Annotated in this window: 12 protein-coding genes, 1 other RNA gene and 1 pseudogene; 5 read left to right on the plus strand and 9 right to left on the minus strand. The window is 59.9% G+C overall.

From position 1 onward, the window contains the following. The 8 genes and pseudogenes from L861_RS24675 to L861_RS23565 form a co-directional block, all read right to left on the minus strand. Positions 1-532, minus strand: a pseudogene (locus L861_RS24675) (hypothetical protein); the annotation flags it as partial. A gap of 291 nt (positions 533-823) precedes the next feature. Further along, positions 824-1,273, minus strand: a complete 450-nt coding sequence (locus tag L861_RS06930) for a YcgN family cysteine cluster protein (protein WP_016416340.1) — start codon at positions 1,271-1,273, stop codon at positions 824-826. Beyond that, positions 1,273-1,578: a YcgL domain-containing protein gene (locus L861_RS06935; protein WP_016416341.1), complete on the minus strand. Its 306-nt coding sequence runs from the start codon at positions 1,576-1,578 to the stop codon at positions 1,273-1,275. The genes L861_RS06930 and L861_RS06935 overlap by 1 nt, the downstream gene beginning before the upstream one ends. After that, complete coding sequence (gene rnd / locus L861_RS06940; protein ID WP_016416342.1) at positions 1,575-2,705, minus strand: ribonuclease D; 1,131 nt, start codon at positions 2,703-2,705, stop codon at positions 1,575-1,577. Before rnd ends, L861_RS06935 begins: the two co-directional genes overlap by 4 nt. A 33-nt stretch (positions 2,706-2,738) precedes the next feature. Continuing rightward, the gene (recR, locus tag L861_RS06945) at positions 2,739-3,344 is read right to left on the minus strand and encodes a recombination mediator RecR (protein ID WP_016416343.1); all 606 of its coding nucleotides are present in this window, start codon (positions 3,342-3,344) and stop codon (positions 2,739-2,741) included. Positions 3,345-3,401: 57 nt separating this feature from the next. Next, complete coding sequence (locus L861_RS06950; RefSeq protein ID WP_016416344.1) at positions 3,402-3,728, minus strand: YbaB/EbfC family nucleoid-associated protein; 327 nt, start codon at positions 3,726-3,728, stop codon at positions 3,402-3,404. Positions 3,729-3,760: 32 nt separating this feature from the next. Then, positions 3,761-5,704 carry a DNA polymerase III subunit gamma/tau gene (gene dnaX, locus L861_RS06955; RefSeq protein ID WP_016416345.1) on the minus strand — a complete coding sequence of 648 codons (1,944 nt, stop codon included), beginning with the start codon at positions 5,702-5,704 and terminating at the stop codon, positions 3,761-3,763. A 126-nt stretch (positions 5,705-5,830) separates the two neighbouring features. After that, positions 5,831-6,406 (minus strand): helix-turn-helix domain-containing protein, encoded by a 576-nt coding sequence (locus L861_RS23565; protein WP_016416346.1) that lies wholly within the window; start codon positions 6,404-6,406, stop codon positions 5,831-5,833. Positions 6,407-6,531: 125 nt separating this feature from the next. Here L861_RS23565 and L861_RS06965 point away from each other — a divergent pair, with 125 nt between their 5' ends. Both L861_RS06965 and L861_RS23570 read left to right on the plus strand, forming a co-directional pair. Beyond that, entirely contained in the window at positions 6,532-6,783 is a 252-nt protein-coding gene (locus L861_RS06965) for a helix-turn-helix domain-containing protein (RefSeq protein ID WP_016416347.1), read from the plus strand. A 104-nt stretch (positions 6,784-6,887) separates the two neighbouring features. After that, positions 6,888-7,619, plus strand: coding sequence for a DUF2201 family putative metallopeptidase (locus tag L861_RS23570; protein WP_016416348.1), 732 nt, complete (start codon positions 6,888-6,890; stop codon positions 7,617-7,619). Between the two features lie 96 nt (positions 7,620-7,715). Here the strand turns inward: L861_RS23570 and ffs are convergent. Beyond that, an RNA gene (gene ffs / locus L861_RS24060) (signal recognition particle sRNA small type) lies at positions 7,716-7,812 on the minus strand. Between the two features lie 215 nt (positions 7,813-8,027). Between ffs and L861_RS06975 the strand changes: the two genes are divergently transcribed. The 3 genes from L861_RS06975 to L861_RS06985 all read left to right on the plus strand — a co-directional run bounded on the left by L861_RS06975 (position 8,028) and on the right by L861_RS06985 (position 12,317). Then, positions 8,028-9,251: an ATP-grasp domain-containing protein gene (locus L861_RS06975; protein ID WP_016416349.1), complete on the plus strand. Its 1,224-nt coding sequence runs from the start codon at positions 8,028-8,030 to the stop codon at positions 9,249-9,251. A gap of 82 nt (positions 9,252-9,333) precedes the next feature. Continuing rightward, positions 9,334-11,325: a hypothetical protein gene (locus L861_RS06980; RefSeq protein WP_051149315.1), complete on the plus strand. Its 1,992-nt coding sequence runs from the start codon at positions 9,334-9,336 to the stop codon at positions 11,323-11,325. Between the two features lie 212 nt (positions 11,326-11,537). Beyond that, positions 11,538-12,317 carry a TlyA family RNA methyltransferase gene (locus tag L861_RS06985; RefSeq protein ID WP_016416351.1) on the plus strand — a complete coding sequence of 260 codons (780 nt, stop codon included), beginning with the start codon at positions 11,538-11,540 and terminating at the stop codon, positions 12,315-12,317. Positions 12,318-12,322: the final 5 nt, after the last annotated feature.

Here is a 12,322-nt window from a genome sequence, read left to right on the forward strand (position 1 = left end):
CACCGCCGGAGCCGCCACTACCGCCCCCACCGGAACCGCCATTGCCGCCTCCGCCGGAGCCGCCACTACCGCCCCCACCGGAACCGCCATTGCCGCCTCCGCCGGAGCCGCCACTACCGCCCCCACCGGAACCGCCATTGCCGCCTCCGCCCGAGCCGCCATCACCGCCTCCGCCGGAACCACCGGGGTTGGAGCCATTACCGGGAGTTTCAGAGTCGCTGGGCGGAGGATTGTTACCAAGAGGACTGCCATCATCGACCGTCACCACGCTGAGGAGGAAGCCACCACATCCCCCATCGTTCTCATCCAGACCTCCACCACCGCAACCTCCACTGCCTCCCCCGCCACCACCAGCGGCGGGAGGCGGTAAGGCCTCGAGGATATCCGACGAGTCGTCGTTCAGGATATCCGACAACTCATCGTCACCGATGGGGTTATTTACCTCATTCCAGGAAGCGTCCTGTGCCCAGGCTCCCCCCGAGGCCAAACACCCGAGTGCCACTACCAACGTCACCCTTGCGAATCGTTCCATAGCCATAGCCTCAGTGCCATCCCCCTAGACATTGCCTGAAAACCATTTCCGCTCACTGACTTTCCAGACAATCTCTAACACCCACTCGTTAATCGAGCCTGTCTTCGATCGAGCTGGAGAAATAAAAATCAACAATCAGTTACACACCCAGTCAGCATCGCAACTGAATGGAACATTCACCATCAGAAATCAGGCTGATTGCTCAGGACTAGGGATTCCCAGCGAAAGCGCCGGAATCGGGTGAAGCACTTAATACGCCAGAGGGTGACATCGACCCTGAAGTGTCAGCACCTAATCGTGGATAGGCAGGATCGCGATGATATGCTCTTCCCATTCGTCTTCGGGAACATCCAGTTCCGAGACGGCATAGCTGGCCACGCTGATACCGGCGCGATGGACACTGGCGGGATCCCCAGAAATCAATGGGTGCCAGGACGCCAGGCGACGCCCTTCATGCAAGCGACGGTAGGCACAGGTCTTGGGTAGCCAACGGAACTCGTCGAGCCGGTCAAACGTCAGCCGGGTACATCCCGGCACTCTGTTAAAGCGGTTGGGATAATCGCTGCAGCGGCAATTCTTCGTATCCAGCAACTGGCAAGCGACATCGAGCGTCGCCACCTCGCCGCTGTCTTCATCTTCCAGCTTGAGGAGGCAACACTTGCCACAACCGTCACACAACGCTTCCCATTCTTCTTCTGTCAGTTGATCGAGAGGAAAGCGCTCCCAGAAACGTTCCCGCATCAATAACGTGCTTCCGTAGGCGTCTTGTAAAGATCCAACAAATACGCCTCCTTGGCGGGGGGCATCTGTAGGTAATAGCCCTTTTCCCCGATCGCTGCCATCACATCGGCAGCCTTGGCACGTGCCAGTGGTTTGTCGGCAGTCAATATCAGCGTGACTACGGACTGTGGATCACCGAAGCGCTCCAGCAATGCCTCCGGTACATCCACCAGGCCACGGCGCTTGTCCACGTACAAGTACATCTCGTCCTTACGTGGACTCTTGAAGATTTCACACAGCAACTTGTCTGACGAGATTCCGCTCATGACGCTTCCACCTGATCGAGAGCTTCTTGTAGAGAGACGGAGAGACGCTCACCTCGCCATCCTCTCGGCAAAGGCAAGTCCCGGCATTCGAGATGCGCAGCCACCATGGCTTCCAAATCCCGACGGCGCAGCAACAGTTCCGGCGCGATGCCCAGTCGCTCAGCTTCATCGTTGACTACCCGCTTGAGGACTTTGAGGCGCTTCTTGAAGGAGCCACTCATGGGAGAGGGCAAGGGCGCAGGCAACTCCTTTGCATCAAGGTGGCGCGCTTCTCGCACCAGTGCCAGTATCGCATCCCCTTCACGTTTGATGACCGCGGGCTTTAGTCCTTCGAGCGTGGCAAGTTCATAGCGGTTTTCAGGCATGCGCTCGGCAATGGCATACAACAACTTGTCGTTGATCAGCCAGCCTCGTGGCTTGTTACGCCGGCGCGCCTCGGCTTCACGCCAGGTAGTAAGCCGGCGATAGGCCTCGATCTGACGCGGCTCGAGTCGCCACAACTGACGATGGCGGAGATACCACAGCGCGTCACTGTCTCCATTGCGCACGGACTGTGCCTGTAGTTCCTGACAATCAGACTCCAGCCAGGTCAGGCGCCCGTGAGCCTCGAGGGCATCGCGCTGTGCATGCCAGACCTGAAACAGGTAGACCACATCCAATGCCGCGTAACGGCACTGTGCCTCGGACAGCGGCCGCTCCAACCAGTCGGAACGAGTCTCCTCCTTGGGCAATGTCTCACCCATCCAGTGTTCGACCAGACGTTGATAACCCATGGCGGGGTCCTCGCCCAGCAACGCTTGGCCTACCTGGGTATCCGCTAAAGGCGCAATCGGCACATCGGCCCAAGCCGCAATGACTTCCAGGTCCTCGCTGGAAGCATGCAGCACTTTCAGGGGGCCCTTGGCAAGCAAGGTACGCAGAGCCGGTGTGGCGACAACCGCCTGGGGATCGATCAGGTACACCGCTTCTCCGGCATAGAGCTGCACGAGCGCAGGTACCGGATGGAACGTCGATTCACGGAAGAATTCGGTATCCATTGCCAGAACGTCGGCTTTGGCTAGTTCAGCACACGCAGCATCCAGCGTGTCAAGCGTATCGATCCAGCGAATATCAGGGTCCAGAGGCATTGGGTTTCCGGGTTGTTCTAGTAATGAAAAGCATCACTCGGTGGAAAACGGCAGGCGTCCATTGAAGGCCCGGCTCAAGGTGCCTCCATCGACATATTCGAGCTCACCACCCATTGGTACACCATAAGCGAGCCGAGACAGGCGTACCTCACTGCCTTCGAGCTGAGCGGCGATATAATGAGCAGTGGCTTCGCCCTCGACAGTGGGGTTGGTGGCGAGAATCACTTCTTCTATTCCACCTTCATCGAGACGCGAGGCAAGCTGATCGAGACCGATATCTTCCGGGCCGATGCCATCCAAGGGTGAGAGGTGGCCATGCAAGACGAAATACTGGCCCTGGTAGCCACCCGCATCCTCGATCGCCAACATGTCGGCGGGGGATTCCACCACACACAGCAGGCGTTCGTCACGGCGTGCACTACGACACAGCTCGCATACCTCTTCCTCGGTGAGGGTACGGCACCGCCGGCAATAGCCGACCTCTTCCAGTGCTCGGGCCATCACCTCGGCCAAGCGATGCCCACCTTCGCGGTCGCGCTCCAACAAGTGCAGCGCCATTCGCTGCGCGGTCTTTGGCCCGACACCCGGTAGCACCCTAAGGGTTTCCAGCAAGCGATCGACCAGTGGGGAAAAGCTCATAGAGTGTCTCGTACTAGCGCCAAGCGAAAGGTAAGCACACGGCAAGTTTCGACAGCGCTAGAAAGGCATCTTGAAGCCTGGTGGCAAATTCAAGCCCGAGGTCACCTCCTCCATCTTGGCGCGGGAGTTGGCCTCGACCTTGCGTACCGCGTCATTGACTGCGGCAGCCAGCAGGTCCTCGAGCAGTTCCTTCTCTTCTTCCATGATGCTTGGGTCGATCTCGACGCGGCTGACATCATGGCGACCATTCATGGTCACCTTGATCATGCCGGCACCGGCTTCCCCGGTCACTTCGGCACGTGCAACCTCCTCCTGGACGCGCTGCATCTTTTCCTGCATTTCCTGGGCCTGCTTCATCAGGTTGCCCATTCCACCTTTCATCATGATGTCTCCTCAGCGGATCGACGTATGAAGAATTAGTTTTGCGAGGTTACGGTATTCTCGAGCAAACGAGCACCGAAAGCCTGCTGTAATTTCTGAATGTGCGGGTCTTCCTGCAAGGCTTCAACCGCTTGAGCATGTCGCTCCGCCGCTTTTCGGTCGGCACGCGCCTTGGGTGTCTCGTACTCTGTCGGCAGTTCACCTTCCACGATCGACAGCCGCCGCTCGACACCGGCTTCCGTCAGGGCCTTTTGAATTCGCTCGACATGCACTTCGGCGTTCATCGCCGCCTGCGAAGGGTCGAGACGCAGATGCAGTGCACTACCATCATCACGGTCGACAACACAATGAGCCGCCAGGTTGCGTGTCAGCCCCCCCAGCTTCAGGCTGTCGAACAGCTCGAGCCATGAGGCATGATCGAATTCACCTTGGTGAAGCGACACCTCATCAGGTGAAACCTCGGTGGCGCCTGCAGTGTGATCGTTCCGTTCTCGTGGCTCGGGCGGCGGGGCGGATTGCGGCTTCTCGACCACCGCGCCGGCAGTCGATACCTCTGCTTCAGGTTCGCTCTCCATCTCGACCCAAGGTGGCGGCGCCATCTCACTTGCCCTAGTCTCTTCTCGGGGCTCCCAGGGAGGAGGCTCCGGCGTCGGTTGCGGAGCAGCAGGCGTCTCGGAAGCGGGACGTTCTTCCACCGCCCACGGTGCGTTCTCCCTCATTGAATGCGGCTCGGACGCATCGTCCTCGCTTGGCGATTCGGGTCGAGACTCAGCGGATGACGTGGCGGCGGTGTCGGCGGGAGCGACAGCTTCGCCGGCACTCTCCCTCTCGGGCGTCGCTTTCAGCGGTAACGGTGTCTGCGCCGGTTTGGGTACGCCCTGGGGGCGGAAAGCCAGCATCCGTAACAGGGTCATTTCCAGTGCTGTGCGCGCATCGGGGGCATGCTCCATGTCACCGCGCCCCTGCAAGCCGATCTGATAGTAAAGCTGGATATCCTCGGCAGTGAAGCGAGCCGCCAACGCCAGCAGCGTATCGCGATCACCGTGGCCGTTGTCCAAGGCATCCGGCACCATCTGCGCAACCGCCAACCGATGCAGCACGCCAACCAGGTCATCGAGCACACCGGCAAAATCAGGCCCTTGCTCGGCGAGATTGACAATCTCGGCCAGAACGCGAGCGGCGTCGACATCGGCCAGCGCTTCGACCAGTGCTAGCAGATGGCGATGATCCAAGGTGCCCAGCATGGCTGCCACATCACGATGGCGCACCTCGCCCTGCCCGAAAGCGATGGCTTGATCGGTCAGGCTCATGGCATCACGCATGGAGCCGTCGGCCGCCTTGCCGAGCAGCCATAAGGCACTCTCGTCGAAGGCGACTTTCTCAGCCTCGAGCACGTGGCTTAGATGCCCGACGATACGTTCGGGCGGCATGTTCTTGAGCGTGAATTGCAAACAACGCGACAGTACCGTCACCGGCAGCTTCTGCGGATCGGTGGTGGCAAGCAGGAATTTCACATGCGGAGGCGGCTCTTCCAGCGTCTTGAGCAGAGCGTTGAAGCTGTGGCTGGAAAGCATGTGCACCTCATCGATGAGGTACACCTTGTAGCGCCCTTGGGTCGGCGCATACTGCACGTTGTCAAGCAGTTCGCGAGTGTCTTCGACCTTGGTCCTCGACGCGGCATCGACTTCGATCAGATCGACGAAACGACCGTCGTCGATGGCGCGACAACTCTGGCATTGCCCACAAGGAGTCGAGGTGACGGCACTGTCGTCATCACCCTTCGAAGTGCAGTTCAGGCATTTGGCGAGAATGCGCGCCAGGGTGGTCTTGCCCACACCACGCGTGCCAGTGAACAGGTAGGCATGATGCAACCGCCCTTGGTCGAGCGCATTGACCAAGGCACGCTGGACGTGCTCTTGCCCGACCAGTTCATGGAAGGTGCGCGGCCGCCATTTGCGGGCCAGTACCTGATAGCTCATGCAACGCGGGATCCTTGCAGCGGGATGGAACGCCCAGTGGGCGTCATGCGATGACCTTCCATTCTAGCGGCTGGCGGCATGGGCGAAAAGCGACAATACAACGCCTTGACTTGCCCACTCGAGCACTCAGCCCCTGCTTATCTTATACGCCGCCACGGCTAGTGCCACAGCCCTTTCCAGTTCCGTCTTGCTAAGTCCCGCCATCAACGCGGTGCGCCCCTCGCAAGCCGTGCAGATGATATCGACAGCCCGTTGCAGCACCCATTCGCGCTGTTCTTCACTGTCGGTCTGCTCGAACAGGGATTCCATCATGCGGGCATAGACCACCGTGGGCGTCCCCGCCTGGGGGCAGGCACCTGCCTGATATGCCGGCCCTTCCTGGCGCACATTCTCAATGGCGGCTTCCTTTACTCCAAGGTCAGGTGGTTCGGATGCTTCCGCAATATCCAGCATGCTCGGCTCCCCAGTGGCCAGCCAGCCTACCGGGACCTGCAGCGCACTCGCCAGTGCCACCAGCTTGTCGGCTCCCGGCGAAGACGAACCGCTCAAATATTTTCTTATCAGGCTCTGTGCGATGCCAGTCTTTCGCTCCAGGGAATAGGCGGACTGCCCTCCCATCGCCTGCCGGAGACGTCGGCTGAAAGCTGCGATATCCCAGGCATGAAGCTCACCGCCCACGGACTTTTCGGATTGATGTGCCACATCAGACTCCAATCCGTTGATATATCACAATCAACAAAAATACAATCAAGAAATGTCGCATATTGATGGCACAAACAGACTGTTTGTGATTGCATAGTGCTTCATCTCATCGCACCCTTTCTGTCATGAACGAAAAAAAGCGCCTAAAAAAACAGGCCTCCCAGGATTGGCATCGTGCCGATATCGTGGCGGCCATCCATAAGGCCGGCTGGACACTACGCAAGCTGGCCACACATCACGGTTACAAGCAGGCCACCACTCTGTCCGTCGCATTGGACCGGCCATGGCCAAAAGGTGAACGCATCATCGCAAGCGCGATCGGTGTCGACCCGGCCATCATTTGGCCAAGCCGCTACTGCGTGAGAAATAAAGAATAGCAGTCCGGCAAGGTGAAGTCGCCAAGCAAGTGCTCGTCCGTACGAGCGCATATTATCCGAGTGCCGATAAGAAAAATGTCGTGGGCAGCTATCAGGAGCCCCATATGCCCCCAAGTCCCCCCAACACATTACCAATGAACGACGGCACAACGTCCCCGCCACGAGCACTCACGGAGGCCGAGCAGTTGCTCAAGGCCGAGCAGCGCCAAGTATGGGAAGTCGACCGCACCAACCTGCAGGCAAGCCATCCGTTCATCGGTTCACTGGCGGCGAAGTTGATCCTGGTGCCAGTCATCGACAGCCGGCTACCGACCATGATGACGGATGGCCATCACCTGTTCGCCAATGCCCATTTCACCACCGGTCTGACGCCTGCGGCACGGCACTTTTTGATCGCCCATGCCATCGCGCATTGCATCGGCGGCCATTTCCTGCCGGTCAGGAAGCGCGACATTCACCGCTGGAATCTGGCTTGCGAGCACATCGCCAACTATCTGGCGCTCCTCGAAGGCATCGCTCTGCCGACGACGGCCATACTGTACCCCTCCCAAGCCGGCAAGAACGTCATGGAGGTGTACGACTGGCTGGAGGACCATCCGTGCCTTGCCCAGGACCGCCCTGTGGACTTGCATCCCTCGGATGCGTGGCTGCCCCTGTCGCTGGCGACAGTGCAGGATCCCGACTATCGACCCGTTCCTCCACAGGCAACACCAGCCCGCCACTGGCGTGAACTGGCACTGAAAAGCGCGATCAACGCCAATTCAGGGACGACACGCATGCGCGACTACCTCGCCATGTTGACGTTCAATGAATGCGAGGCACGGAAGTGCTCATGAGTTTATCGTGCCCGAAGCAGCCACTGTTCAAGACAGCCACTGCGTAGTGGCAACAAGGGCGGGGGGGAAACGGGAGGCATTTAAATTGGAGGCGGCCCCCGACAGCCACATCCCGGCACACGCATCCACCACTACCGTTGCTCCCTTCCGGGCCTGGCGGGGTTCGCGGTTTCGCGTTGCGGGAGGACCGACGAGGACCACCATCGCGATCTCGGCTCGGGCGTGACGCCCGGTAGCGAGACACCCGCCTGTCCATTGCTGGATCAATGGCCTGATGCGAGTGCGAGCGCACTATAACAGTGGCCTTCCGCCCTCGCAAGCCCATACCCCCGACAGGACACGAAGGTATCTACGCTATGCTTAAGTCTGTACGGTTAGTCACTCAGTCATTGATTGGGAGGTACCACCATGAAAAAGGATCCTAGCAAAGGCTATGTAGCGCTTCTCGGCTGGAGCCTGAACGCTATCGAGGCGGCTGAGAACTTCGACCGACGTTATGTGGTGGTGGCCCCGGACTGGGCCGAAGAGTACTGTCAGAAGCACGACATCCCTTATGTGTCGTGGAATTTCGAGCGCCTGAACGATCGCTCGATGGAGATTGCCGAAACCCTGCAGGAGATGGGCGTGAACGTTGCCATCCCGCTGTTCGAGGAAACCGTGGAGTGGGCCGGTGCCATCAACTCCGTGTTACTCGACAATCCACGCCTGTATGGTCAGGCGCTGCTGCTGCGCGACAAGGCACTGATGAAACGTCGCGCCCAGCTCGGTGGAATTCGCGTGGGGATCTTCGAGGAGGCGCATGACAAAGGAGACGTCATCCGATTCCTCAAACGCGTCAATCAGACGCTACTCAAGCTAGATGGCGACCCCAACGACCCGATTCACCTCAAGGCCTTCGATAAGGCCGGCTGCCTGGGTCACCGCGTGATCCGCACGCCCGACGAGGTGGATACCATTCCCGAAGAGGAATTCCCGGTGCTGATGGAATCGCATCTGGATGGCTGGGAATTCGCCGTGGAAGCCTGGATCCATGACGGCAAGATCCGCTTCCTGAACATCTCCGAGTACGTGACCTTGGGGTATTCGGTATTCGTACCGGCCACCCCGGAGTTGGAGCAATACCGCCCGCAGATCACCGCCCAGATCGAGAAACTGATCAAGGCCTTCGACATCGACTTCGGCTTCATTCACCCCGAATACTTCGTCACCAGCGACGGTGAGATGTATTTCGGCGAGGTCGCCTACCGGCCACCCGGCTTCAAGGTTTTCGAACTGCTCGAACGCGCCTACGGCTTCAATGCGTATCAGGGCCTGATCCTGTCATTCGATCCCAAGACCACCGAGGAAGAGATCACGACTTTCTTCCCCAAGGAAGTGGTGGATGCCAAGTGCCATGCCGGTTGTTTCGGGGTCTACCCGCGGCGGCGTGTGGTCAGCCGCCTGGAGATGCCCGAGGAAACCGAGGATCACCCCTACTTCGAGTCGCATGAGTTGACGCCGCCGTTGGAAGAAACCGTCACCAAGCGTACCGCCTTCGGCACCCACTGGGGGCTGGTTTACTTTACTGGCGACGATGCGCATACCATGCGCGACCTGTTGAAACATCAGGAAGAACTCGACTTCTATGTATAATCCCCTGTTAAGCCCAAGGGGATAAGGAGTCTGCGTGTCTATCGAAGACGGCCAACATGACAACCAGGACAGCAAGCTGGAGATGCTGCTGTCCAAGCTGGACGAGGCCACTGAGATCCTCGCGCAAGCTCGGGATTTCGCCAAACCGCTCAAGGTCCGCCGGGTATTGGATACCGCCCGGCGCGTTCTGATGCAGGACGGCGGTGCCGCCGCCCTGCAAGAACGTGTCGAGCCCCTGGAAACGGCAGGCATCTTCCAAGGGTCCGATTGGGCCTTTCCCCAGATCCTGATTCCTTCGCTGACCACCCACTCGCTGAAGAGCGCCGACGCCGATACCGTGGTGCTCGAAGCCCTGAGCGAGCTGCGCATGCTGGCAGTGGCCAATGGCGACTATCGTCATCCGCTGATCTCCGCCGAGCAGGCCCATCACTATCTGACCCAGGTGTTGGCGATCAACCTGGAGTTGCTGTTCATGGCACCCAGCGAGGCCGAGCGTGAGACACAGGGCCGCCTGGCTCAGGTGCCTCGCGCCCTGTTCAAGCATCTGGCCGAGGGGATCGGTTACGAGCACGTTATCGATCGGCTGATCGACGAGATCTGGCGCATCCTGCAGCAGCGCCCGATCCAGGTCGAACCGGTCAAGCAGATGATCACCCAGATCGCCATCTGCCGGGCCAACCCGGATATGGACCTCGGTGCTAGCGGCCAAGGAGCCGATCGCCTGATCAGTAGCCTGTATGGCGCTACCCAGGCCTCACGCGAAGATCCTGGCGTGGACGTCTACCGCGAACGCCTGGAGTCAATGGATACCGGTGCCCTGCAGTACGAGGCCACCGGCTTTGCCCGCGCCATGCACGATACCGGCCTGGTATCGCCCTACCATGCCGTGCTGCTACGGTATCTGCTCGACCACGGTGACCACCTGCTTTCCGAGGCTCTTGGCCTGTCGAGCACCGGGCGTGACTGCCTGCTGTGCTATCGGCAACTGGCTCAGGCGCTGATCGAGGAAGCGGTGCATCCAGCCTCGGCGCAGGCTGTCTATGGCCTGGCACTGATGCTCGAGCGTGGCATTCTCTATCAACCGCCGGTCGCCCCGGCGCTATGGCGCCAAGTCGCCTTGCCGCTGTCGGAGTGGTCGGAGCTACGCCTGCGTCTGGCCTATGGCGATGCGGTATCGCCCCGAAGCAGACTGCTGGAAGGAGTGTTGTGCATGCTCGGCCTGCCGCTGGGCGTGGGTCAGGGCAACAACCCCACCTGCCAGTCGGCACGTGCCTTGTCGATGTGGGCCTACAACGACCCCGACTATCTGCTGCAGATGGTGGCCTGGGCCGCCCGCGACGACGAGATCATCATGCACTTCGAGGGAATGCCGCTCTCCTCGATGGCCAGTCTTTCCGGGGTTTCCAAGGAACTGCCCATGGACCTCGACCCGGTATCGCTGCTGGTGGTTCCGCATCTTGACCGCATCTACGCCGAGATGGGCCGTCGCTGCATTGGCCGCGAGGGTGATCCGCATCGCTGGGTCAATCCGGAATTTCACGGCTGGTGGTCCGGGCGCGGTTTTCGCATCAACGTCGATGTGGCGACCGGTCAGCTCGAGTCGCTCGATGATTTCCTGCGTCACTTCTACGCCAGCTACCACCCCTTTTACAACGGCAACCAGCCATTGATTCACCCTCAGCCAGCGGGCATTGCGGTGACCGACAGTGCCGCCCGCTTCATTGGCTGGCACGCCATTACCCTGCTACGTGTGACACTCGACCCCAGCGACGAAATGCGTGTCTATTTCTACAACCCTAACAACGACAGCGGCCAGGACTGGGGGGATGGCGTCAAGGTCAGTACCGCCGGTAACGGTGAACGCTTCGGCGAAGCCTCGTTACCTTTCGAGCAGTTCGCCTCACGGCTGTATATCTTCCACCACGATCCGCTGGAAAGCGGTGAACTGGCCAACGTGACTCAAGAGGAACTCGACCGGGTGATCGGCTACGTTCATCGTAGTTGGGGAGCCGATCGGGTGCCCCCCACCGACCTCCAGGCCAACCCTGGTCCTGGGAACGATACGCAGCGCTGATCAAGTCCTTGGCGGCAACCCAGGACCCCGCACCTCGGGATAGCGCCGTTGTAGATAGCCACGGATGCCGTGGCTTGTCGCACGTCCCTGCCCATTTCGTTAACTGGCTAACTACTTCAGTATGCCATGATTCGGCTAGGGAAACGTCATTCACCAATGGCTATAATGCCCAGCTTCCTACTCAGCGACTCCGTCAGTGATATTCAACCCCCATGCCCCGACTCGACCAATTGCTCGTCACCCAAGGCCTGGCCCGCTCCCGCACCCGTGCCCAGCGACTGATCCGTCATGGCCGGGTGAGCCTGGCCGATAATGGCCGGGTACTGACCAAGCCAGGCGAAAAGCTCCCGGACGACAGCCGATTGGCGATAACGGAAGACCCCGAAGAGCGCTACGTGTCACGCGCCGGACTCAAGCTCGAGGCATTACTGGAGATGCTCGGCATGCGCCTGGATGACAAGGCGGTCTTGGATGTGGGGCAATCCACCGGTGGCTTCACCGATTGCGCGCTGCGTTACGGCGCAAGGCATGTGATTGGCGTGGAAGTCGGCCACGACCAACTCGACACCGAGCTGCGTGACGATCCTCGTGTGACCTGCGTGGAGGGCCTTAACGCCAGGGCGATGAGCGAAGACGAGAGGCTACACCAAGCCCTCACCTACCATGCGCCGGAAGGCCTCGCCCTGGCGGTGATGGATGTCTCCTTCATTTCTCAGACATTGATCCTGCCCGAGCTGGCCCGCCTGTTACCACCGGATGGCGAGTTACTGTCGTTGGTCAAGCCGCAGTTCGAAGTCGGTCCCGGCAAGGTCAATGAACGCGGTATCGTCACCGACACCAGCCTCTATGCCGACGTGGAAGCGCGCATCCGCCGCTGCTGCGACGAATGCGGCTTCACGATATTGCATTGGACCGACAGCCCGATCCGCGGCGGCGACGGCAATCGAGAGTTTCTACTTCACGCCCGCCGCCGGGGGCAACGTGCCGCTTGACTATC

This window comes from Litchfieldella anticariensis FP35 = DSM 16096 (genome assembly GCF_000409775.1).
GTDB classification, from domain to species: domain Bacteria; phylum Pseudomonadota; class Gammaproteobacteria; order Pseudomonadales; family Halomonadaceae; genus Litchfieldella; species Litchfieldella anticariensis.

What these genes read in the sequence shown, in the direction of transcription:
- L861_RS06930 (WP_016416340.1), bottom strand. Translation starts at nt 1,273, where the DNA reads ATGCGGGAACGTTTCTGGGAGCGCTTTCCTCTCGATCAACTGACAGAA.
- L861_RS06935 (WP_016416341.1), bottom strand. Translation starts at nt 1,578, where the DNA reads ATGAGCGGAATCTCGTCAGACAAGTTGCTGTGTGAAATCTTCAAGAGT.
- dnaX (WP_016416345.1), bottom strand. Translation starts at nt 5,704, where the DNA reads ATGAGCTATCAGGTACTGGCCCGCAAATGGCGGCCGCGCACCTTCCAT.
- L861_RS06980 (WP_051149315.1), top strand. Translation starts at nt 9,334, where the DNA reads ATGCTGCTGTCCAAGCTGGACGAGGCCACTGAGATCCTCGCGCAAGCT.
- L861_RS06950 (WP_016416344.1), bottom strand. Translation starts at nt 3,728, where the DNA reads ATGATGAAAGGTGGAATGGGCAACCTGATGAAGCAGGCCCAGGAAATG.
- L861_RS23570 (WP_016416348.1), top strand. Translation starts at nt 6,888, where the DNA reads ATGCCCCCAAGTCCCCCCAACACATTACCAATGAACGACGGCACAACG.
- L861_RS06975 (WP_016416349.1), top strand. Translation starts at nt 8,028, where the DNA reads ATGAAAAAGGATCCTAGCAAAGGCTATGTAGCGCTTCTCGGCTGGAGC.
- recR (WP_016416343.1), bottom strand. Translation starts at nt 3,344, where the DNA reads ATGAGCTTTTCCCCACTGGTCGATCGCTTGCTGGAAACCCTTAGGGTG.
- L861_RS06985 (WP_016416351.1), top strand. Translation starts at nt 11,538, where the DNA reads ATGCCCCGACTCGACCAATTGCTCGTCACCCAAGGCCTGGCCCGCTCC.
- rnd (WP_016416342.1), bottom strand. Translation starts at nt 2,705, where the DNA reads ATGCCTCTGGACCCTGATATTCGCTGGATCGATACGCTTGACACGCTG.
- L861_RS06965 (WP_016416347.1), top strand. Translation starts at nt 6,532, where the DNA reads ATGAACGAAAAAAAGCGCCTAAAAAAACAGGCCTCCCAGGATTGGCAT.